Genomic DNA, 22,360 nt, shown 5'->3' with positions numbered 1-22,360 from the left:
TGGTCCCCTCACCCCGACCCTCTCCCACTGTACGGTCCGGGGACATGGTAGACAGGTGTTCGGGGACATGGTGAACACTTTTTAACATCCTTTACCCATGGTGATCGACTTTTTCTTCAGGTCGATCACCCCCACTTTCGTGCTGTACCACCACACCTCGTAGCGGCCGTCTTCCTGCATCTCCTTCAGCCCGACCCGTTCTCCCCTGAACGCCTTGCCTGCGCTCAGACTTACCCCTTTCACGCTCAGCTTTCCGCTGATATCCACTTTCCTGACCATCACGCCCTCGTCGTATTCCGGGGGCGGTGTGTTGCCGCTGTACTGCCGTGCAGACGGCTTATACCGCGAGCCCGGTACCGCCATATCCAGCGCCTCATGCGGGCGTTCAAGGTTATAGACCGTCCGCCAGTGGTCGAAGGCGCGCTGCAGTTCACCCCCGCTCGCGAACCACTTCCCCTGCAGCACCTCTGCCTTCAGGCTGCGGTGAAAACGCTCCAGCTTACCCTGCGTCTGCGGATGATACGGCCGGGAGTGCCCCGCCCGGATACCCAGACGCATCAGCCACAGCTCCAGCGCCGTCCAGGTGCCGGTGGTGTCTCCCCACGGTGAGCCGTTATCCATCGTCATCCGGTCCGGCAGGCCGTAGCGTTCAAACACGCTGACCAGCTGCTGCTGCACGGTCTCGCGCCGTTCATCGGTACAGTGCGCCAGGCACAGGGAAAAACGGGAGTGGTCGTCCAGCAGGGTGAGCGGATGGCAGCGGCCCCCGCCAAAGGAAAAATGGCCCTTAAAATCCATCTGCCAGAGCCGGTTCGGCGCGTAATGTTCGAACCGCCCCGTGGCGGGAATGCCCGGTAAAGTGCCCGGCAGCAGGCCGTGACGAGCCATCAGGTTATGAACGGTGCTGAAGGCGGGCATAGTGTGCCCCTGGTCTTCCAGCCAGCGCTTTATCTTGCGCGCGCCCCAGCGTTGATGGCGGCCATGGGCCATACGCAGCAGGGCAGTGATGTCGTCAGATGAGCGGCTCGGGGAATGGTGCGGTATGCGCGGGCGGTCCTGAAGGCCCGCGGCCCCTTCCTCCGCCCAGCGGTGAAGCCACTTATAGCCGGTGGCAGGTGAAATGCCGAAGCGACGGCAGAGGGAACGGATGTTCGCCCCGTCCTGCGAGGCGAACAAAACAAACTCGGTACGTAATGACATGGTATCTCTCGCATCCCAGGGCATAAGCGACTCCATAAACGGGTTCTTATGCCTTAGTTGTAAGTGTCTACCATGTCCCCGAACAAGTGTTCACGATGTCCCCGGACCGTACACCCACAGGGAGAGGGTGCAAACACCAAAAACGGCAACGGATGTTGCCGTTTTGCGTTTACCTCCATTCAGACCATTCCTGACAGTGTTCCATATTTCCTCCATTTTTCCGCTGTGTTACCTGACTAAACTAGTATCATTCCCCGAAAGAGCTTCAGGATGAGAACGTATAACGATGAAAGGCTGTAACAAATCCCGCTGGGCAATCGCCGCAGGTCTTTTTGTGGTGGTCCTTGCCGCCGCCTGGTACTGGCACAGTCAGTCCGCGAACTCCACGGCTCCCGCAGGCGCCAGCAGCCCGTCTCAGCGCCCGGCGGGCGGGGGTCGCCAGGGTATGCGCGGCGGCGCGCTGGCGCCGGTGCAGGCGGCAACGGCGGTGAATAAAGCGGTACCTCGTTATCTCACCGGGCTTGGAACCGTAACCGCCGCCAATACCGTCACGGTGCGCAGCCGCGTGGACGGTCAGCTGATGGCCATTCACTTCCAGGAAGGTCAGCAGGTGAAAGCCGGGGATTTGCTGGCCGAAATCGATCCAAGCCAGTTTAAGGTGGCGCTCGCGCAGGCGCAGGGGCAGCTCGCGAAAGATAAAGCCACCCTTGCCAACGCCCGGCGTGATTTAGCCCGCTATCAGCAGCTGGTCAAAACCAACCTCGTGTCGCGTCAGGAGCTGGATACCCAGCAGTCGCTGGTCAGCGAGTCTCAGGGGACCATTAAGGCCGACGAGGCCGCGGTCGCCAGCGCCCAGCTGCAGCTCGACTGGAGCCGGATCGTCGCGCCGATTGACGGGCGCGTCGGCCTGAAGCAGGTGGATATCGGCAACCAAATTTCCAGCGGCGACACCACGGGCATCGTGGTGATCACCCAGACGCATCCCGTCGATCTGGTCTTTACCCTGCCGGAAAGCGACATCGCCACGGTAGTGCAGGCGCAGAAGGCCGGAAAAGCGCTGGTGGTGGAAGCCTGGGATCGCACCAACAAGAAGAAGCTGAGCGAAGGCACGCTGCTGAGCCTGGATAACCAGATCGACACCACCACCGGCACCATCAAGCTGAAAGCACGCTTTAACAATCAGGACGATGCATTGTTCCCGAACCAGTTCGTCAATGCGCGAATGCTGGTTGCGACCGAGGAAAACGCGGTAGTCATCCCAACGGCGGCCCTGCAAATGGGCAGTGAAGGCAACTTTGTCTGGGTGCTCAACGGCGAAAACAAGGTTAGCAAGCATCTGGTGAAAACCGGCATCCAGGACAGCCAGACGGTGGTCATCGACGCCGGGCTTTCTGCGGGTGACCGCGTCGTGACCGACGGTATCGACCGCCTGACCGAAGGCGCGCAGGTCGAGGTGGTGGAAGCCCGGACCGCGGGAGCAAAAGCCTGATGCAGGTAATGCCGCCGAGCTCTACAGGTGGGCCTTCACGCCTGTTTATTTTACGTCCGGTCGCAACGACCCTGCTGATGGTGGCGATCCTGCTGGCCGGGATCATTGGCTACCGTTTTCTGCCCGTGTCGGCGCTGCCGGAAGTGGACTATCCGACCATTCAGGTTATCACGCTCTATCCGGGCGCCAGCCCGGATGTGGTCACGTCCGCCATCACCGCCCCGCTGGAGCGCCAGTTTGGCCAGATGTCTGGCCTGAAGCAGATGTCCTCCCAGAGTTCCGGCGGCGCGTCGGTGGTGACGCTTCAGTTCCAGCTTACGCTGTCGCTGGACGTTGCCGAGCAGGAGGTGCAGGCCGCCATTAACGCCGCCACCAACCTGCTGCCGTCTGACCTGCCGAACCCGCCGGTCTACAGCAAGGTCAACCCGGCGGATCCGCCGATCATGACGCTTGCCGTGACGTCGTCCGCTATGCCGATGACGCAGGTGGAAGACATGGTCGAAACCCGCGTGGCGCAGAAGATTTCGCAGGTCTCCGGCGTGGGGCTGGTAACCCTCGCGGGCGGCCAACGCCCCGCCGTGCGCGTTAAGCTCAACGCCCAGGCCATCGCCGCGCTGGGGTTGACCAGCGAAACCATTCGCACCGCTATCAGCAGCGCTAACGTCAACTCGGCGAAAGGCTCGCTGGACGGCCCTGACCGGGCGGTCACCCTCTCCGCCAACGACCAGATGCAGTCCGCCGATGAGTACCGCCAGCTGATTGTGGCCTATCAAAACGGCGCGCCGATCCGCCTTGGCGACGTTGCTACCGTTGAGCAAGGGGCTGAAAACAGCTGGCTCGGGGCGTGGGCCAACGGGCAGCAGGCAATCGTCATGAACGTGCAGCGCCAGCCGGGCGCGAACATTATTGATACCGCCGACAGCATTCGCACCATGCTGCCGCAGCTGGTGGAAAGCCTGCCGAAGTCGGTCAGCGTGAAGGTGCTTTCGGATCGCACCACCAACATTCGCGCCTCGGTCACCGACACCCAGTTTGAGCTAATGCTGGCGATTGCGCTGGTGGTGATGATCATCTACCTGTTCCTGCGTAACGTCCCGGCCACCATCATTCCTGCCGTCGCGGTGCCGCTCTCGCTGGTCGGCACCTTCGCGGTGATGGTGTTCCTCGATTTCTCCATCAACAACCTGACGCTGATGGCGCTGACCATCGCCACCGGGTTCGTGGTGGATGACGCCATCGTGGTTATCGAGAACATCTCGCGCTATATCGAAAAGGGCGAAAAACCGCTGGCCGCCGCGCTGAAAGGGGCCGGTGAAATCGGCTTTACCATCATCTCCCTGACCTTTTCGCTGATTGCGGTGCTGATCCCGCTGCTGTTTATGGGCGATATCGTCGGCCGCCTGTTCCGCGAGTTTGCCGTCACGCTGGCGGTCGCCATTCTCATCTCCGCCGTGGTGTCGCTGACGCTCACGCCGATGATGTGCGCCCGCATGCTGAGCCATGAGTCCCTGCGCAGGCAAAACCGCTTCTCCCGCGCCTCTGAGCGGATGTTCGAGCGCGTTATTGCCGCCTACGGCCGCGTGCTGGCGAAAGTGCTGAACCATCCCTGGGCAACGCTCGGCGTGGCGCTGGGTACGCTGGCGCTCAGCGTGATGCTGTGGGTATTCATCCCGAAAGGCTTCTTCCCGATTCAGGATAACGGCATTATTCAGGGCACGCTTCAGGCGCCGCAGTCGGTCTCCTTCGCGAACATGGCGCAGCGCCAGCAGCAGGTGGCGGAGATCGTCATGAAGGATCCGGCGGTGGAAAGCCTGACCGCCTACGTGGGCGTGGACGGCACTAACCCGGCGCTGAACAGCGCGCGCCTGCAAATTAACCTCAAACCGCTCGATGACCGCGACGATCGCATCAGCGCGGTGATTGAGCGTCTGCAAAACGCCGTGGCGCGGGTGCCGGGCATTGAGCTGTACCTGCAGCCGATTCAGGATTTAACCATCGATACCCAGGTAAGCCGCACGCAGTACCAGTTCACGCTCCAGGCCACCTCGCTCGAGGCCCTGAGCACCTGGGTGCCGCAGCTGGTCGACAGGCTGAAGGCGCTGCCGCAGGTTTCTGACGTCAGCAGCGACTGGCAGGACAAAGGGCTGGCGGCCTACGTCAACGTCAACCGCGACACCGCCAGCCGCCTCGGCATTACCATGTCCGACGTGGATAACGCGCTGTATAACGCCTTTGGCCAGCGCCTCATCTCCACCATCTATACCCAGGCGAACCAGTACCGCGTGGTGCTGGAGCACAACACGGAAAATACGCCGGGGCTGGCCGCGCTGGACTCGGTACGCCTGACCAGCAAAGACGGCGGCATTGTGCCGCTAAGCGCCATCGCGACGGTGGAGGAGCGTCATACCCCGCTGTCGATTAACCATCTCGATCAGTTCCCGTCCACCACCATTTCCTTCAACGTGCCGGACGGTTATTCGCTGGGCGAGGCGGTGGAGGCTATTCTGGGCGCAGAGAAAGCGCTCAGCTTCCCGTCCGACATTCAGACCCAGTTCCAGGGCAGTACATTGGCGTTCCAGGCCGCGCTGGGCAGCACCGTCTGGCTGATTGTCGCGGCTGTGGTGGCGATGTATATCGTGCTCGGGGTGCTGTATGAGAGCTTTATCCATCCGATCACTATTCTCTCCACCCTGCCGACGGCGGGCGTAGGGGCGCTGCTGGCGCTGATGCTGGCGGGCAGCGAGCTGGACGTGATCGCGATAATTGGCATCATCCTGCTTATCGGGATCGTGAAGAAAAACGCCATCATGATGATCGACTTTGCCCTTGCCGCCGAGCGCGAGCAGGGCATGGCGCCGCGCGAGGCTATATACCAGGCCTGCCTGCTGCGCTTTCGTCCGATCCTGATGACTACCCTCGCCGCCCTGCTGGGCGCGCTGCCGCTGATGCTGAGCACCGGCGTGGGGGCGGAATTGCGCCGTCCGCTGGGTATCGGCATGGTCGGCGGCCTGCTGGTGAGCCAGGTGCTGACGCTGTTCACCACGCCGGTCATTTACCTGCTGTTTGACCGTCTGGCGCTGTGGACGAAAAGCCGCTTCCCGAAACGTGAAGAGGAGGCGTAAGTGAAGTTTTTCGCCCTCTTCATTTACCGCCCGGTGGCGACCATATTGCTCTCCGTCGCCATTACGCTGTGCGGCGTGCTGGGCTTCCGGCTGCTGCCGGTGGCGCCGCTGCCGCAGGTGGATTTTCCGGTGATCATGGTCAGCGCCTCGCTGCCGGGCGCGTCGCCTGAAACCATGGCCTCGTCCGTTGCGACGCCGCTTGAACGGTCGCTTGGGCGCATTGCAGGGGTCAACGAAATGACCTCCAGCAGCTCGCTGGGCAGCACGCGCATCATCCTGGAGTTCAGCTTCGACCGGGACATCAACGGCGCGGCGCGTGACGTGCAGGCCGCGATCAACGCCGCGCAAAGCCTGCTGCCGAGCGGCATGCCGAGCCGCCCAACCTACCGCAAAGCCAACCCGTCCGATGCGCCGATCATGATCCTGACGCTCACCTCGGAGACCTACTCTCAGGGCGAGCTGTACGATTTTGCCTCCACGCAGCTGGCGCAGACCATTGCCCAGATTGACGGCGTGGGCGACGTGGACGTCGGCGGCAGCTCCCTGCCCGCCGTGCGCGTGGGGCTGAATCCGCAGGCGCTGTTTAATCAGGGCGTGTCGCTGGACGATGTGCGCTCCGCCATCAGCAGCGCCAACGTGCGCAAGCCCCAGGGGGCGATTGAGGACGGCAGCCACCGCTGGCAGATCCAGACCAACGACGAGCTGAAAACCGCCGCCGAGTATCAGCCGTTGATTATTCACTACAACAACGGCGCGGCGGTGCGCTTAAGCGACGTTGCCAGCGTTACCGACTCGGTGCAGGACGTGCGTAACGCCGGGATGACCAACGCCAAACCGGCGATTTTGCTGATGATCCGCAAGCTGCCGGAAGCCAACATCATCCAGACGGTGAACAGCATCCGCGCGCGCCTGCCGGAGCTGCAGGAAACCATTCCGGCAGCTATCGATCTGCAGATTGCGCAGGACCGCTCCCCCACTATTCGCGCCTCGCTCGAAGAGGTGGAGCAAACGCTGATTATCTCCGTGGCGCTGGTGATCCTGGTGGTGTTTCTGTTCCTGCGCTCGGGTCGCGCCACGCTTATTCCCGCCGTTGCGGTGCCGGTGTCGCTGATAGGCACTTTTGCCGCCATGTACCTGTGCGGCTTTAGCCTCAACAACCTGTCGCTGATGGCGCTGACGATTGCCACCGGCTTTGTGGTGGATGACGCCATCGTGGTGCTGGAGAATATCTCGCGCCATCTGGAAGCAGGCATGAAGCCATTGCAGGCGGCGCTTCAGGGAACGCGCGAGGTGGGCTTCACGGTGCTGTCCATGAGCCTGTCGCTGGTGGCGGTATTCCTGCCGCTGCTGCTGATGGGCGGCCTCCCCGGACGGCTGCTGCGTGAATTTGCCGTTACCCTCTCGGTGGCGATTGGCATTTCGCTGGTTATCTCGCTGACGCTCACGCCAATGATGTGCGGCTGGATGCTCAGGCGCAGCAGGCCGCACTCCCAGCCGCGCCGCAAAGGCTTTGGCCGTTTCCTGATGGCGATGCAGGAGGGCTACGGCCGGTCGCTGAAGTGGGTGCTGAACCACACGCGGATGGTCGGGCTGGTGCTTATCGCCACCATTGGCCTTAACGTCTGGATGTACATCACCATCCCAAAAACCTTCTTCCCGGAGCAGGATACCGGGGTACTGATGGGGGGCATTCAGGCGGACCAGAGCATTTCGTTCCAGGCGATGCGCGGCAAGCTCCAGGACTTTATGAAGATCATCCGGGAAGATCCGGCCGTGGACAACGTGACCGGCTTTACCGGCGGCTCGCGCGTCAACAGCGGGATGATGTTTATTACCCTTAAGCCGCGCGGCGAGCGTAACGACACCGCGCAGCAGGTGATTGACCGCCTGCGGGTGAAGCTCGCCAAAGAGCCGGGGGCAAACCTGTTTCTGATGGCCGTGCAGGATATCCGCGTCGGCGGTCGTCAGGCTAACGCCAGCTACCAGTACACCCTGCTCTCGGACGATTTATCCGCCCTGCGCGAATGGGAGCCGAAAATACGTAAAGCGCTGGCCGCGCTGCCGCAGCTGGCGGACGTGAACTCCGACAGCCAGAACAACGGCGCGGAGATGGCGCTCACCTACGATCGTGAAACCATGGCGCGGCTGGGCATTAACGTCGAAGCGGCTAACAGCCTGCTTAACAACGCCTTCGGCCAGCGCGAAGTGTCCACCATCTACCAGCCGATGAACCAGTATAAGGTGGTGATGGAGGTGGATCCGCGCTACACCCAGGACATCAGCGCGCTGGACAAGATGTTTGTCATCAACAGCGACGGCAAGGCGATTCCGCTGTCGTACTTCGCCAGCTGGCAGCCGTCGAACGCGCCGCTGTCGGTGAACCATCAGGGGCTTTCTGCCGCCTCGACCGTGTCGTTTAACCTGCCGACCGGCTCGTCGCTTTCTGAGGCCAGCGATGCCATCAACCGCGCCATGACCCAGCTCGGTGTGCCCTCCTCCGTGCGCGGCAGCTTTGCCGGTACGGCGCAGGTATTCCAGGAGACCATGAACTCGCAGGTCATTTTGATTCTGGCGGCGATTGCGACGGTCTATATCGTGCTGGGCGTGCTTTATGAAAGCTACGTGCATCCGTTAACCATTCTCTCAACGCTTCCTTCAGCGGGCGTGGGAGCGCTGCTGGCCCTGGAGCTGTTCGGTGCGCCCTTCAGCCTCATCGCGCTTATCGGGATCATGCTATTAATAGGTATTGTGAAGAAAAACGCGATTATGATGGTCGACTTTGCGCTGGACGCCCAGCGCAACGGCAACCTCACGCCGGACGAGGCGATATTTCAGGCCTGTCTGCTGCGTTTTCGCCCGATCATGATGACTACGCTTGCGGCGCTGTTCGGTGCCCTGCCGCTGGTTATTTCCGGCGGTGACGGCTCTGAGCTGCGCCAGCCGCTGGGGATCACCATCGTCGGCGGGCTGGTGATGAGCCAGCTGTTGACCCTGTACACCACGCCGGTGGTCTATCTGTTCTTCGATCGCCTGCGGCTGCGTTTTTCGCGTAAAAAGAGAACCACGGTGACCGAGTAAATGACCGAACTCCCCGGTAACGTTCGCTGGCAGTTGTGGATAGTCGCGTTCGGCTTCTTTATGCAGTCGCTGGACACGACCATCGTTAACACCGCCCTCCCCTCGATGGCCAAAAGCCTGGGGGAGAGCCCGCTGCACATGCATATGGTGATTGTCGCCTACGTGCTGACGGTCGCCGTGATGCTGCCCGCCAGCGGCTGGCTGGCGGATAAGGTCGGCGTGCGGAATATCTTCTTTACCGCCATCGTGCTGTTTACCGCCGGCTCGCTGCTGTGCGCTCAGGCCAATACCCTCGATCGGCTGGTGATGGCGCGCGTGCTGCAGGGCGTCGGCGGCGCGATGATGGTGCCCGTCGGGCGTTTAACGGTGATGAAAATTGTTCCGCGCGAGCAGTATATGGCGGCGATGACCTTCGTCACCCTGCCCGGTCAGGTTGGCCCGCTGCTCGGCCCGGCGCTGGGCGGGGTGCTGGTGGAGTACGCGTCCTGGCACTGGATTTTCCTGATCAACCTTCCGGTCGGCATCATCGGCGCGATTGCCACCCTGATGCTGATGCCGAACTACAAAATGCAGACCCGGCGCTTCGATTTCTTCGGCTTTATCCTGCTGGCTGCCGGGATGGCAACGCTCACCCTGGCGCTCGACGGCCAAAAAGGGCTGGGCATTTCGGCCCTCTCGCTCGCCGCGCTGGTAGGGCTGGGAATTACCGCCATCCTCTGGTACCTGTGGCATGCCAGAGGCAACGAGAAGGCGCTGTTCAGCCTGAAGCTGTTTAAAAACCCCACCTACCGTCTGGGGCTGCTCGGCAGCTTCGCCGGGCGCATCGGCAGCGGCATGCTGCCGTTTATGACGCCGGTGTTTTTGCAGATCGGCATGGGCTTTTCGCCGTTCCATGCCGGATTGATGATGATCCCGATGGTGCTCGGCAGCATGGGGATGAAGCGCATCGTGGTGCAGGTAGTAAACCGCTTCGGCTATCGCCGCGTGCTGGTGGCGTCAACGCTCGGGCTGGCGCTGGTCAGCCTGCTGTTTATGGCCGTGGCGCTGCTGGGCTGGTACTACATCCTGCCGCTGGTGCTGTTTTTGCAGGGGACAATCAACGCCATGCGCTTTTCATCGATGAACACCCTGACGCTTAAGGATCTGCCGGACGAGCTGGCGAGCAGCGGCAACAGCCTGCTGTCGATGATCATGCAGCTTTCCATGAGCGTGGGGGTCACGGTGGCCGGTATGCTGCTGGGTATGTACGGCCAGCAGCATCTCAGCGTCGACACCCCCGTCGCGCATCAGGTCTTTTTCTATACCTATATCAGCATGGCGGTCATTATCGCCCTGCCCGCTTTTATCTTTGCCAGAGTGCCGAATGACGCGACTAAAAACGTCGTGCTCCGCCGCGGCAAAAGGAGTGCACCATGAAATTCTGGCGTCCCGGGATCACCGGCAAGCTTTTTTTAGCCATTTTCGCCACCTGTATTGTTCTGCTGATCACCATGCACTGGGCGGTGCGGGTCAGCTTCGAGCGCGGCTTTATTGATTACATCAAGCACGGAAACGAGCAGCGGTTACAGGGCTTAAGCGACGCGCTGGGCGAGCAGTACGGCCTGCACGGTAACTGGCGTTTTCTGCGCAACAACGACCGCTTTGTGTTTCAAATTCTTCGCTCGCTGGAGCACGATAATGACGACGACCGCCCGGGGCCGGGCATGCCGCCGCACGGCTGGCGCACCCAGTTCTGGGTGATAGACCAGGACAGGCGCGTGCTCGTCGGCCCGCGCTCGCCGGTACCGCCGGATGGTACAAAGCGCGCCATCACCTCGAACGGCGCCACGGTAGGCTGGGTTATTGCCTCGCCGGTCGAGCGGCTGACGCGCAACACCGACATCAACTTTGACCGCCAGCAGCGTCAGACCAGCTGGCTGATCGTCGCCCTCTCCACCCTGCTTGCGGCACTCGCCACCTTCCCGCTGGCGCGGGGCCTGCTGGCGCCGGTTAAGCGTCTGGTTGAGGGTACGCACAAGCTGGCGGCGGGCGATTTCTCTACCCGCGTGGACACCCGCAGTCAGGATGAACTGGGCAAGCTGGCGCAGGACTTCAACCAGCTCGCCAGCACGCTGGAGAAAAACCAGCAGATGCGCCGCGACTTTATGGCTGATATTTCGCACGAGCTGCGCACCCCGCTGGCGGTGCTGCGCGGCGAGCTGGAGGCGATTCAGGACGGCGTGCGGCAGTTCACCCCCGAATCCGTGGCCTCGTTGCAGGCGGAGGTGGGTACGCTGACCAAGCTGGTGAACGATCTGCATCAGCTTTCCATGTCCGACGAAGGCGCGCTGGCCTACCAGAAGGCGCCAGTCGACGCGATCAATATCCTTGAAGTCGCGACCGGCGCGTTCCGGGAACGCTTCGCCAGCCGTGACCTGAAAATCAACCTCTCGCTGCCGGACAGCGCGGTGGTGTTTGGCGACAAAGATCGCCTGATGCAGCTGTTCAATAACCTGCTGGAAAACAGCCTTCGCTATACCGACGGCGGCGGCGCGCCACATATTTCCGGCAGGCAGGAGAACGGACGCTTTGCCCTGACCTTCGCGGACTCCGCCCCTGGCGTAAAGGATGCGCAGCTGGAAAGACTGTTCGAGCGCTTTTACCGCACCGAAGGTTCCCGCAACCGCGCCAGCGGCGGCTCCGGTCTCGGGCTGGCGATTTGCGTCAACATCGTGGAGGCGCACGGCGGCACCATTCGCGCCGCGCATTCGCCTTTTGGCGGGGTTAGCATTACAGTAGAGTTACCTCTGGAACGGGATTTATCGAGGGAAGCATGACCGAATTACCGATTGACGACAACACGCCGCGCATTTTGATCGTGGAAGACGAGCCTAAGCTTGGGCAGCTACTGATCGACTATTTACGCGCCGCAAGCTATGCCCCGTCGCTTATCAGCCACGGCGACCAGGTACTGCCCTACGTGCGCCAGACGCCGCCGGATTTAATCCTGCTGGACCTGATGCTGCCGGGCACCGACGGCCTGACCCTGTGCCGCGAGATTCGTCGTTTTTCCGACGTTCCCATCGTGATGGTGACGGCCAAAATAGAAGAGATCGACCGCCTGCTGGGACTGGAAATTGGCGCGGACGATTACATCTGCAAGCCATACAGCCCGCGGGAGGTGGTTGCCCGCGTGAAAACCATTCTGCGCCGCTGCAAGCCGCAGCGCGAACTTCAGGTGCAGGATGCGCAAAGCCCGCTAATTGTTGACGAAAGCCGCTTCCAGGCGAGCTGGCGCAGCAAAATGCTGGACCTGACGCCCGCCGAGTTCCACCTGCTGAAAACCCTCTCCCACGAGCCGGGGAAAGTGTTTTCCCGCGAACAGCTGCTCAACCACCTGTATGACGACTACCGCGTGGTAACCGACCGCACCATCGACAGCCACATCAAAAACCTGCGCCGCAAGCTGGAGGCGCTGGATGCCGACCAGTCGTTTATCCGCGCGGTGTATGGCGTGGGGTATCGCTGGGAAGCGGACGCGTGCCGGATTACCTGACAGCATTCTCCCCTCACCCTCTCTCCAAAGGGGACTAAAACACCCTCTCCCCTTTGGGGAGAGGGCAGGGTGAGGGCTCCGGGCTTTACCTCCCCGCCCCGCAGCGCTACAATGCCCGCCCTTAAAGTGGGGGATCTCCCCTTACCGCTGCACCAGGTGTATGCGGATCTGACCTGTCATCAGAACGAGAACAAACATGTTTAAACCGGAACTCCTTTCCCCGGCGGGAACGCTGCAAAATATGCGTTACGCTTTCGCCTACGGTGCCGACGCCGTCTACGCGGGCCAGCCGCGCTACTCGCTGCGCGTGCGCAACAACGAATTCAACCACGAGAACCTGCAGCTCGGCATCAACGAAGCGCATGCTCTGGGCAAAAAATTCTACGTGGTAGTCAACATCGCGCCGCACAACGCCAAGCTGAAAACGTTCATTCGCGACCTGAAGCCGGTGGTGGACATGGGGCCGGACGCGCTGATCATGTCGGACCCGGGTTTAATCATGCTGGTTCGGGAGAACTTCCCGGAGATGGATATTCATCTCTCCGTGCAGGCTAATGCCGTCAACTGGGCAACGGTGAAATTCTGGAAACAGATGGGGCTGACCCGCGTCATTCTGTCTCGCGAACTGTCCCTTGAAGAGATCGAAGAGATCCGCACCCAGGTGCCGGATATGGAAATCGAAATCTTCGTTCACGGCGCCCTGTGCATGGCCTACTCCGGCCGCTGCCTGCTCTCCGGCTATATCAACAAGCGCGATCCGAACCAGGGTACCTGCACCAACGCCTGCCGCTGGGAGTACAACGTTCAGGAAGGCAAAGAGGATGACATCGGCAATATCGTGCACAAACACGAGCCGATACCGGTTACGAACGTTGAGCCTACGCTTGGCATCGGCGCGCCAACCGACAGCGTGTTTATGATTGAAGAAGCCAAACGCCCGGGCGAGTATATGACCGCCTTTGAGGACGAGCACGGCACCTACATCATGAACTCGAAAGATCTGCGCGCCATTGCGCACGTTGAGCGCCTGACCCAGATGGGCGTGCACTCGCTGAAAATCGAAGGGCGCACCAAGTCTTACTACTACTGCGCCCGCACCGCGCAGGTGTACCGTAAAGCCATTGACGATGCCGCCGCCGGAAAACCGTTCGACACCAGCCTGCTGGAAACGCTGGAAGGCCTGGCGCATCGCGGCTATACCGAAGGCTTCCTGCGTCGCCATACGCACGACGACTACCAGAACTACGATCACGGCTACTCCGTTTCCGAGCGTCAGCAGTTTGTCGGCGACTTCACCGGCGAGCGCAAAGGCGCGCTGGCGGCCGTGGCGGTAAAAAACAAATTCACTAAAGGCGACAGCCTGGAGCTGATGACCCCGCAGGGCAACATGAACTTCCGTCTGGAGCATCTGGAAAACGGTAAAGGTGAAGCGATTGAGGTTGCGCCGGGTGACGGACACACCGTGTGGCTGCCGGTACCGGAAGAGGTGGAGCTGGAGTTTGCGCTGCTGATGCGCAATTTTGAAGGTGAAAACACCCGAAATCCGCACGGCAAATAGTCAATCAGCGGGATTTTTTCACGCCGGGATAATTCTTAGAATCGGATCACATACCGCTTCGTTCAATATGGGTATTATCCCCCCGCTGAAAAACATAACCCATAAATGCTAGCTGTACCAGGAACCACCTCCTTAGCCTGCGTAATCTCCCTTACGCGGGCTTATTTTTTTGTTAACTCCTGAAATTCTTCCCCCTGATAAATATGGCGTTGCATTGACCCGGGAAAGGTTTGTGTCAGCATCAGGCGTATCATCTAAGGAAATCGAACGAAGAAAGGATGCTAATCACATTTTTTAATGGATTTGAGAGGGATGAACACTATTCGGAACATTCCTAATTTTAAGTGTTAACAGGACCTTTACTCTTGATTTAATAACAGTCAACGTGTCACACGGACGGAGAGATGAAGTGACATTCACAGGACAGTTTTCAAAAGATCTTCCAGATTACGAACTCGCACGCAGTCTTGGTCTTGCCTCTGGCGGCGATATAAATTTCACAGCACTTGCTGGTCAACTAGACTGCAGCAGAAATTTTAGCCAGGCCGGGATTATCTACTCAGACGGTACACGTCAGTGGCTAGTAAGGCCATCAAGAAGGATTGCGACACCAAACGAAAGCTCGGTTAGTCATGTAGTCATAACCAAAGTAAATGCCTCACAAGTTAACCCCGTTCACGCAACAACGGCTACGATTCAGTCCCCTTCCCTGGCGACTGAAATTGGTTCAACGGCAATTTCCTGCGGAGCCGCAATTCTTACTGTTGTACTTGCGGCAGGGGCCGGTATGGCTATACCTCTCACTGCAGGGTCTTCCGGTGCTATAGCCGCTGTGATTTTAGCCGGTGGTGTAGCAACTGGAATTCAATGTGCAAATGGGCTTGGCCGACTATCGTTGATTGCTATGAATCATGATGACTACGTTGCGTGGATGGACTCCCAGGAGTGGTATACAGCAACCAACACAGCCCTGGATGCGATTTCTCTTGCCGGGGCTGCTGCGGGTCTAAAAAGCGCTGCATTAACATATCGCCTTCTTAACCGTTCATCGTCTGAGAGTTTGCTCTCCTTATTACAAAAAATGAGCCGGGCCGACCGTACGCGATTAACAGAGGAGATTATTCGTATCCGCAATCCCGGCATCTCGAATTCAGGTGTAAAAGCAGCAATGAAGGCAGGCGTGTATCCCAAACGTTATCCGTCAGAAGCGTTGCAGTTGCTCTTACAGCGTGAGTTGCTGAACACCATTTCAAATTCCTCTGCCTTCGTTGGAAGTGCCATCTCAGGAAATATCAGAAATCCACAGAATGTTGCACAAACGGGTAAATACATTTTTGGTTTAATTCAGTCTTTTTCATTTACAGGAAGTTATTGACCCGTCCATGATGAAATACATTAAAGATAGCCTTGCATTAAGTGCTTTGGTTAAAAGTAAAATGGCGACCGATGATCTCAACCAGCTTGAAACATTAAAAGAACAGTTAAAAGATCGGTTCGGCGTTCCTGTGGGCGTCCATATGACAGGAATTCCTTTGGCAGTGAGCACGTTACTGGCTATTTTTTGCTACGCCATGCTGCAAGTGTCTCTCTGGTTGTTGCTGTTTCGCTGGCTCGGCTTACCCGAATTTAAGGTTATGATGGGAGTATTCATTGCAGCGATTGTGTATTGCCTGGTAGTGATGAGCACGATGTTTCTGACTACACGAGGTTCTTTACCTGGATATAAACTGCATATTTTCGTCATTACGCTGACAGGCATAATGAGCATCATTTATTTCATCTGGACGGGGATTTCGCTTTTATTCGGCCCTGTTGAGAACTACACACCGCAAATAACCTCTTTGCTGGGGCTGGGATGTTTCTTTCTGAACATTATGTGGATGAATTCATCGATTTTTTACCGCTCCATTGCGCTAACGCTACATAATCGGGTCTGGCGTAAGCAGCTCAAAATCGAGGCAAGGCCAATGTCACACCTCAAACGTTGACCACAATAGTCAATTGAGCGGCAGTAGTATGCACTGTAAGCGCTACGGGGTTCTTTAGTCGATTTCAAAGCCCTTACGCGGGCTTATTTTTTGCCTTTCATCCTGTTCTTACCCGCTTTTTCCCTCTCTGGGATACACTCTTTCTATAGCTAAAAAAGGGAGCAACCCGGATGGCAACCTATCCAGACAGTTTATTAATTCTTAACGGCAAGAGTGCAGGCAACGATCTGCTGCGCCAGGCGATTACCGAATTGCGTGAAGACGGAGCATGCATACACGTGCGGGTAACGTTTGAAAAAGGCGATGCGGCGCGCTACATCGACGAGGGCATCAGGTTAGGTGTTCAGACTATCATTTCCGGCGGCGGCGACGGAACGATCAACGAGATCGCCGGTGCGCTCATTGACCTCAACGCCGCAGCTCGCCCGGCGATGGGGATTTTACCGCTCGGTACCGCCAACGATTTTGCCACCAGCGCCGGTATTCCGGAGGATGTGGGAAAAGCGCTACAGCTGGCCATTCTCGGTAAGGCTACCGCCGTCGATATTGCTCAGGTAAATGAACAAACCTGCTTTATCAATATGGCGACGGGCGGTTTCGGCACCCGCATTACCAGCGAAACGCCGGAAAAACTGAAGGCCGCGCTGGGCGGCGTTTCGTATCTCATCCATGGCCTGATGCGCATGGACACGCTCAGACCCGACAGCTGTGAGATCCACGGTGAAAACTTCCACTGGCAGGGCGACGCGCTGGTGATTGGTATCGGCAACGGGCGGCAGGCAGGGGGCGGACAGCAACTTTGCCCGGAAGCGCTGATCAACGACGGTCAATTACAGCTGCGTATTTTCACCGGCGACGGGCTGCTGCCAGCGCTGTTCACGACGCTAACGCAGCCGGAAGAAAGCCCGAATATTATCGACGGGAAATCCGCGTGGTTTGAGGTGAACGCCCCGCACGGCATGACCTTTAACCTCGACGGGGAGCCGCTGAGCGGAGAGCGGTTCCGCATCGAAGTTTTGCCCGGAGCGCTGCAGTGCCGGCTGCCGCCTGACTGCATGCTGTTGCGCTGAGGTGTAACACGCTGCGCAATGATGCCCTCACCCCAACCCTCTCCCACAGGGAGAGGGAGATGGGAGCGTCAGGCGATGGTGACTTTACTGTCCAGATACACATCCTGAACCGCGTTAATCAGCTTCACGCCGTCGGCCATGGACTTTTTGAACGCCTTACGGCCGAGGATCAGACCCATGCCGCCCGCGCGTTTGTTAATCACCGCCGTGCGTACCGCGTCGGTCAGGTCGGTTTCGCCGCCTGCCGCACCGCCGGAGTTAATCAGCCCGGCGCGGCCCATGTAGCAGTTCGCCAGCTGGTAGCGCACCAGATCGATCGGGTTGTCGCTGGTCAGCTTGCTGTAAACGCGGTCATCGGTGTAGCCGAAGTTCACCGCTTTATACCCGCCGTTATTCTCGGCCATTTTCTGCTTCACAATGTCCGCGCCGATGGTCGCCGCCAGGTGGTTTGCCTGGCCGGTGAGATCCGCAGATACGTGATAATCCACGCCGTCTTTCTTAAACGACGCGTTGCGCAGATAGGCCCACAGCACGGTCACCATGCCTAACTCATGCGCACGCTCGAACGCGGCGGAAATCTCTTCTATCTGACGACGCGACTGCTCGGAGCCGAAATAGATGGTCGCCCCCACCGCTACCGCGCCCATGTTGAACGCCTGCTCGACGCTGGCGTACAGCGTCTGGTCGTATTCGGTTGGGTAGCTCAGGGTTTCGTTGTGGTTCAGTTTGACGAGGAATGGAATGCGGTGGGCATAGCGACGCGATACGGAAGCCAGCACGCCATAGGTGGAGGCGACACAGTTACAGCCCGCCTCAATCGCCAGCTCGACGATGTTTTTCGAATCGAAGTAGAGCGGGTTCGCGGCAAACGACGCCCCCGCAGAATGCTCAACGCCCTGGTCAACGGGCAAAATAGAGAGGTAGCCTGTCCCGCCCAGACGGCCGGTATTGTATAGCGTCTGCATGTTTCGCAGGACGGCAGGCGGACGGTTGTTGTCGACCATAACGCGGTCTACGTAGTCATGGCCAGGCAGATAAAGCTGGTCGGCTGGAATGGTCATACAACGATGCTGTAAAAGGCTGTCGGCGTCTTTGCCAAGCAACTGCGCAATATCAGTCATAGTGATGCTCCCGTAAGTCCGACGTGATGTCGGCACGTGTGATCCAAACCTGCGTTTTTTGCAGGCAGACTAAGCCTGGTACCGACTTACTCTATTTTCCACCATGTGCAACTTTTTTAAGCACAATCTGCTGGCTCGTTTCGTGTACAACATTTTTGTTACACTGATCATACAATCGCCTTAAAGGTATTTAAAAGGTATTATCACATGGTATGTTACTCGCGTACCTCTGACATGCAGGATTAAAAAATGAAAACGAAAGTCCAACTGTCATTCATGATGTTCGTTGAATGGTTTATCTGGGGCGCCTGGTTTGTGCCGCTGTGGCTATGGCTGAGTAAAAGCGGGTTTACCGCAGGGGAAATCGGCTGGTCCTATGCCTGTACCGCCATTGCCGCAATCCTCTCTCCTATCCTGGTCGGCTCGCTGACGGACCGCTTTTTCGCCGCCCAGAAGGTGCTGGCGGTGCTGATGTTCGCCGGCGCCATTCTGGTGTACTTCGCTGCACAGCAAACCCAGTTCAGCACCTTCTTCCCGCTGCTGCTGGCCTACTCTCTGACCTACATGCCCACCATCGCCCTGACCAACAGTATCGCCTTTGCGAACGTCGATGATGTGGAGGCCGACTTCCCGCGCATTCGCGTAATGGGAACCATTGGCTGGATTGCTTCCGGCCTGGCGTGCGGTTTCCTGCCGCAGATGATGGGCTATAGCGATATCTCTGACACCAATATTCCCCTGCTGATGACCGCAGCCAGCTCTCTCCTGCTCGGCGTCTTCGCGCTGTTCCTGCCGGATACCCCGCCGAAGAGTACCGGCAAGCTGGACTTCAGGGTAATGCTGGGGCTGGATGCGCTGATCCTGCTGCGCGACAGGAACTTCCTGGTGTTCTTCTTCTGCTCGTTCCTGTTCGCCATGCCGCTGGCCTTCTACTACATCTTTGCTAACGGCTATCTCACCGAAGTGGGGATGAAAAACGCCACCGGCTGGATGACGCTCGGCCAGTTCTCTGAAATCTTCTTCATGCTCGCGCTGCCGTTCTTTACCAAACGCTTTGGTATTAAGAAGGTCCTGCTGCTGGGCCTGATCACCGCCGCCATTCGCTACGGCTTCTTTGTCTACGGCGGCGCGGAGCAGTACTTCACTTACGCCCTGCTGTTCCTCGGAATCCTGCTGCACGGCGTGAGCTATGACTTCTATTACGTTACCGCGTACATCTACGTGGATAAAAAAGCGCCCGTGCATATGCGCAACGCGGCGCAGGGCCTGATCACGCTGTGCTGTCAGGGCTTTGGTAGCCTGCTGGGTTATCGCCTGGGCGGCGTGATGATGGAAAAAATGTTCGCTTACAAAGAGCCGGTGAATGGGCTGACCTTCAACTGGGCCGGAATGTGGACATTTGGCGCAATCATGATTGTGGTGATTGCCGTGCTGTTTATGCTGTTTTTCCGCGAATCGGATAAAGAGATCACCGCAATTGAGGTGGTTGATGGCGATACCGCGCTGACACGAGGGGAAGTTAAATGAAACAAGACCGTATTCTCGGTGCCCTTTATGGGCAGGCGTTAGGGGATGCGATGGGGATGCCGTCGGAGCTGTGGCCGCGCAAGCGGGTGAAAGCGCACTTCGGCTGGATCGACCGTTTCTTACCCGGCCCGGCTGAGAATAATGCCGCCTGCTACTTTAAGCAGGCGGAATTTACGGATGATACGTCGATGGCGCTGTGCCTGGCCGATGCGATTATCGAATGCGACGGAGAAATCGATCCGGACGTTATCGGTAAACATATTCTGCGCTGGGCGCTGGACTTCGACGCGTTCAATAAGAATGTGCTCGGCCCGACGTCCAAAATCGCCCTGAACGCCATCCGTGACGGCAGGCCGGTGAGCGAGCTGGAAAACAACGGCGTCACCAACGGGGCGGCGATGCGCGCCTCCCCGCTGGGCTGCCTGCTGCCGGCCACGCGCCTGGCGCACTTTGTGGAACAGGTTGCGATGGCCTCCAGCCCGACCCATAAATCGGATCTCGCCATCGCCGGGGCTGTGGTCATCGCCTGGGCGGTATCGCGCGCCATCGACGGCGAAAGCTGGCAGAACATCGCCGATGCCCTGCCGGGTATCGCCCGCGCGGCCCAGGAGGCAAACACCACCACCTTCAGCGCGTCGCTTTCGGCACGCATTGAGCTGGCCCTGAAAACCGTGCGCGAAGCCAACGGTACGGAATCGGCCAGCGAGCAGATCTATCAGCTTATTGGCGCGGGAACGAGCACCGTTGAGTCCGTTCCGGCAGCCATTGCGATGGTCGAACTGGCGGGAACCGACCCGAACCGCTGCGCGTTTTTATGCGCCAACCTGGGCGGCGATACGGACACCATAGGTGCGATGGCAACGGCAATCTGCGGCGCGCTTCACGGCGTACAGGCGATCGATCCCGCGCTTAAGCACGAGCTTGATGCGGTGAACCGGCTTGATTTCGGCCATTACTGCGACAAGCTGCTGCACTTCCGGGAGCAAAGGGAGGGGGTATGAGCGCTTTTGCCCACCGTCTTGAAACCCTTCATGCCACACGACCGGTCACGGTGCTTGGTGCGGCTGTCATCGACGTGATTGCCGACGCGTATGCCCTGCCCTGGCGCGGGTGTGATATCGAACTGAAGCAGCAGGGGGTGAATATTGGCGGCTGCGCGCTAAATATCGCCATCGCCCTGAAGCGGCTCGGCATTGCCGCGCAAAACGCACTCCCCGTCGGCCACGGCGTGTGGGCAGATATTATCCGTAACGCCATGGCGAAGCAGGATCTGCACAGTGCGGTTGAAGCGGAAACGGGCGATAACGGCTGGTGCCTGGCGCTGGTGGAGCCCGACGGTGAACGCACCTTTATGTCGTTCAGCGGCGTGGAGAACCAGTGGCAGCAGGGCTGGCTGGACGGGTTAAGCGTACCAGAGAAAAGCCTGGTCTATCTGTCCGGCTACCAGCTTGCCTCACCCAGCGGCGAACTGCTGACGGCCTGGCTGGAAAGCCTTCAGGATGTGACCGCCTTTATCGATTTCGGTCCGCGCATTGCGGATATTCCCGACCCGCTGATGGCGCGGATCATGGCCCGTAAACCGATCGTATCGCTCAATCGCCAGGAGGCGGAACTCGCTGCCGAATGGCTTGGCGTGAATGCAGAAAACCTCGGCGCGCAGTGGCAACACCGGTTCGGCGCTGCGCTGATCGTGCGCCACGACAAAGACGGGGCGGTCTGGTATGACGGTGATGCTTCGGGGCACGTTCCGGCTTTTCCAGCAACCGTCGTCGATACCATCGGCGCGGGTGACAGCCATGCGGGTGGCCTGCTTGCCGGACTGGCCGCAGGCTGGTCACTGCCGGAGGCGGTACGGCTTGGCAACGCCGTCGCCGCCTGGGTGGTCAGCCATCGCGGCGGAGACTGTGCCCCCACGCGCGAGGCATTACTCCTCGCACACAAAAACGTATAGATCGCTGCGGCAGTAGCTGATGCTGTACTCAATTGGCCGGTGCTGTTGATCGAGCGCGACTTGCCTGATAACCAGCACCGGTATTTTATCGTCCATCTTAATATGCGCCTGAAATTCGCTGTCCGGCATACAGGCGCTGACGCGTGAACGGGTGCGCTGCGGAAAGATATTCTGGCTGCGGAAGTAATCATACAGCGAGACGCCAATGTCGTCCGGGTTAAGAATTAACCCTACCGGTACCCAGGACTCCTCTATCGATACCGCATCGTCGTCCACGTAGCGGATGCGCTTAAGCAAAAACACCTCGCTCTCTGGCTCCAGAGAAAGCTGGCGGGCAATCTCTTCCGGGCACTTCACGACGCTTCTGTTGACCCACAGCGTGTTGGGCGTTTTCCCGCGCAGCACCACCTGCTGGGAAAAACCCCGCGCCTCTTTGAGGGAATATTCAAAGATATTGTTGATCTGCGTGCCGTAGCCGCGGGCGCGGGTGACGACGCCAGCCTCCTCCAGCGCCTGCATTGCTTTACGCACCGTAATACGCGATACCCCGGCGAGCTGGCTCAGGTCCCGCTCGCCGGGCAAAATATTCCCGTGTGCCAGCCCCCGCTGCGCACCGCGTTTTTCACCGTTTCGGCAAATTTCAGATACAACGGCATGTTGTCTGGCGCGGCAATGCGTTCCCTGAGTTGGGCAATTAACCGGGTATGCGCTTGTTCCATCT

The 22,360-nt window shown here is 59.0% G+C and carries 15 protein-coding genes and 1 pseudogene; 13 read left to right on the top strand and 3 right to left on the bottom strand.

Annotation, left to right across the window (positions count from 1 at the left end; genetic code table 11):
- Window positions 1-81 precede the first annotated feature (81 nt).
- A complete protein-coding gene (locus HWQ14_RS12815; protein WP_432418022.1) occupies window positions 82-1,224 on the bottom strand; it encodes an IS481 family transposase in 1,143 nt (380 codons plus the stop codon).
- Between the two features lie 262 nt (window positions 1,225-1,486).
- On the opposite strand from HWQ14_RS12815, the gene HWQ14_RS12810 reads away from it, so the two are divergent.
- The 10 genes from HWQ14_RS12810 (at window position 1,487) to yegS (ending at window position 17,040) form a co-directional block, all read left to right on the top strand.
- Complete coding sequence (locus HWQ14_RS12810; RefSeq protein ID WP_176609923.1) at window positions 1,487-2,689, top strand: MdtA/MuxA family multidrug efflux RND transporter periplasmic adaptor subunit; 1,203 nt, start codon at window positions 1,487-1,489, stop codon at window positions 2,687-2,689.
- A complete protein-coding gene (locus HWQ14_RS12805) occupies window positions 2,689-5,811 on the top strand; it encodes an MdtB/MuxB family multidrug efflux RND transporter permease subunit (protein ID WP_148418251.1) in 3,123 nt (1,040 codons plus the stop codon). The genes HWQ14_RS12810 and HWQ14_RS12805 overlap by 1 nt, the downstream gene beginning before the upstream one ends.
- Window positions 5,812-8,889 carry a multidrug efflux RND transporter permease subunit MdtC gene (gene mdtC, locus HWQ14_RS12800; RefSeq protein ID WP_176609922.1) on the top strand — a complete coding sequence of 1,026 codons (3,078 nt, stop codon included), beginning with the start codon at window positions 5,812-5,814 and terminating at the stop codon, window positions 8,887-8,889.
- Window positions 8,890-10,305: an MFS transporter gene (locus tag HWQ14_RS12795; protein ID WP_176609921.1), complete on the top strand. Its 1,416-nt coding sequence runs from the start codon at window positions 8,890-8,892 to the stop codon at window positions 10,303-10,305.
- Window positions 10,302-11,705 carry a two-component system sensor histidine kinase BaeS gene (baeS, locus tag HWQ14_RS12790; protein WP_176609920.1) on the top strand — a complete coding sequence of 468 codons (1,404 nt, stop codon included), beginning with the start codon at window positions 10,302-10,304 and terminating at the stop codon, window positions 11,703-11,705. The genes HWQ14_RS12795 and baeS overlap by 4 nt, the downstream gene beginning before the upstream one ends.
- On the top strand, window positions 11,702-12,424 hold the full coding sequence (gene baeR, locus HWQ14_RS12785; protein WP_176609919.1) for a two-component system response regulator BaeR: 723 nt from the start codon (window positions 11,702-11,704) through the stop codon (window positions 12,422-12,424). The genes baeS and baeR overlap by 4 nt, the downstream gene beginning before the upstream one ends.
- A gap of 196 nt (window positions 12,425-12,620) precedes the next feature.
- Window positions 12,621-13,982, top strand: a complete 1,362-nt coding sequence (gene yegQ / locus HWQ14_RS12780) for a tRNA 5-hydroxyuridine modification protein YegQ (RefSeq protein WP_176609918.1) — start codon at window positions 12,621-12,623, stop codon at window positions 13,980-13,982.
- A gap of 409 nt (window positions 13,983-14,391) precedes the next feature.
- Window positions 14,392-15,357: a hypothetical protein gene (locus HWQ14_RS12775; RefSeq protein ID WP_063854376.1), complete on the top strand. Its 966-nt coding sequence runs from the start codon at window positions 14,392-14,394 to the stop codon at window positions 15,355-15,357.
- 7 nt (window positions 15,358-15,364) lie between these two features.
- Window positions 15,365-15,970, top strand: coding sequence for a hypothetical protein (locus tag HWQ14_RS12770; protein WP_022651497.1), 606 nt, complete (start codon window positions 15,365-15,367; stop codon window positions 15,968-15,970).
- 170 nt (window positions 15,971-16,140) lie between these two features.
- Window positions 16,141-17,040: a lipid kinase YegS gene (gene yegS, locus HWQ14_RS12765; protein WP_176609917.1), complete on the top strand. Its 900-nt coding sequence runs from the start codon at window positions 16,141-16,143 to the stop codon at window positions 17,038-17,040.
- Between the two features lie 68 nt (window positions 17,041-17,108).
- On the opposite strand, the gene fbaB is transcribed toward yegS, so the two are convergent.
- Window positions 17,109-18,161: a class I fructose-bisphosphate aldolase gene (gene fbaB / locus HWQ14_RS12760; RefSeq protein ID WP_176609916.1), complete on the bottom strand. Its 1,053-nt coding sequence runs from the start codon at window positions 18,159-18,161 to the stop codon at window positions 17,109-17,111.
- Between the two features lie 249 nt (window positions 18,162-18,410).
- Between fbaB and HWQ14_RS12755 the strand changes: the two genes are divergently transcribed.
- The 3 genes from HWQ14_RS12755 to HWQ14_RS12745 are packed head-to-tail and all read left to right on the top strand — an operon-like array spanning window position 18,411 to window position 21,639.
- On the top strand, window positions 18,411-19,688 hold the full coding sequence (locus HWQ14_RS12755) for a nucleoside permease (protein ID WP_176609915.1): 1,278 nt from the start codon (window positions 18,411-18,413) through the stop codon (window positions 19,686-19,688).
- The gene (locus HWQ14_RS12750; protein WP_148418265.1) at window positions 19,685-20,689 is read left to right on the top strand and encodes an ADP-ribosylglycohydrolase family protein; all 1,005 of its coding nucleotides are present in this window, start codon (window positions 19,685-19,687) and stop codon (window positions 20,687-20,689) included. Before HWQ14_RS12755 ends, HWQ14_RS12750 begins: the two co-directional genes overlap by 4 nt.
- Entirely contained in the window at window positions 20,686-21,639 is a 954-nt protein-coding gene (locus HWQ14_RS12745; protein WP_176609914.1) for a PfkB family carbohydrate kinase, read from the top strand. The genes HWQ14_RS12750 and HWQ14_RS12745 overlap by 4 nt, the downstream gene beginning before the upstream one ends.
- Here HWQ14_RS12745 and HWQ14_RS12740 read toward each other — a convergent pair.
- Window positions 21,613-22,358 (bottom strand): annotated as a pseudogene (locus HWQ14_RS12740) (GntR family transcriptional regulator). The gene HWQ14_RS12745 and the pseudogene HWQ14_RS12740 sit on opposite strands and share 27 nt — an antisense overlap.
- Window positions 22,359-22,360: the final 2 nt, after the last annotated feature.

Origin of the sequence: Enterobacter cloacae, assembly GCF_013375935.1 — a bacterium.
Taxonomy (GTDB): domain Bacteria; phylum Pseudomonadota; class Gammaproteobacteria; order Enterobacterales; family Enterobacteriaceae; genus Enterobacter; species Enterobacter pasteurii.
The sequence above is the reverse complement of the archived record's forward strand: the minus strand, read 5'-3'. Positions and strand labels throughout refer to the sequence as shown.

Coding starts and splice junctions, on each gene's coding strand:
- HWQ14_RS12815 (WP_432418022.1), bottom strand. CDS start 1,224: ATGCCCTGGGATGCGAGAGATACCATGTCATTACGTACCGAGTTTGTT.
- HWQ14_RS12810 (WP_176609923.1), top strand. CDS start 1,487: ATGAAAGGCTGTAACAAATCCCGCTGGGCAATCGCCGCAGGTCTTTTT.
- HWQ14_RS12805 (WP_148418251.1), top strand. CDS start 2,689: ATGCAGGTAATGCCGCCGAGCTCTACAGGTGGGCCTTCACGCCTGTTT.
- HWQ14_RS12795 (WP_176609921.1), top strand. CDS start 8,890: ATGACCGAACTCCCCGGTAACGTTCGCTGGCAGTTGTGGATAGTCGCG.
- baeS (WP_176609920.1), top strand. CDS start 10,302: ATGAAATTCTGGCGTCCCGGGATCACCGGCAAGCTTTTTTTAGCCATT.
- baeR (WP_176609919.1), top strand. CDS start 11,702: ATGACCGAATTACCGATTGACGACAACACGCCGCGCATTTTGATCGTG.
- yegQ (WP_176609918.1), top strand. CDS start 12,621: ATGTTTAAACCGGAACTCCTTTCCCCGGCGGGAACGCTGCAAAATATG.
- HWQ14_RS12770 (WP_022651497.1), top strand. CDS start 15,365: ATGATGAAATACATTAAAGATAGCCTTGCATTAAGTGCTTTGGTTAAA.
- yegS (WP_176609917.1), top strand. CDS start 16,141: ATGGCAACCTATCCAGACAGTTTATTAATTCTTAACGGCAAGAGTGCA.
- fbaB (WP_176609916.1), bottom strand. CDS start 18,161: ATGACTGATATTGCGCAGTTGCTTGGCAAAGACGCCGACAGCCTTTTA.
- HWQ14_RS12755 (WP_176609915.1), top strand. CDS start 18,411: ATGAAAACGAAAGTCCAACTGTCATTCATGATGTTCGTTGAATGGTTT.
- HWQ14_RS12750 (WP_148418265.1), top strand. CDS start 19,685: ATGAAACAAGACCGTATTCTCGGTGCCCTTTATGGGCAGGCGTTAGGG.
- HWQ14_RS12745 (WP_176609914.1), top strand. CDS start 20,686: ATGAGCGCTTTTGCCCACCGTCTTGAAACCCTTCATGCCACACGACCG.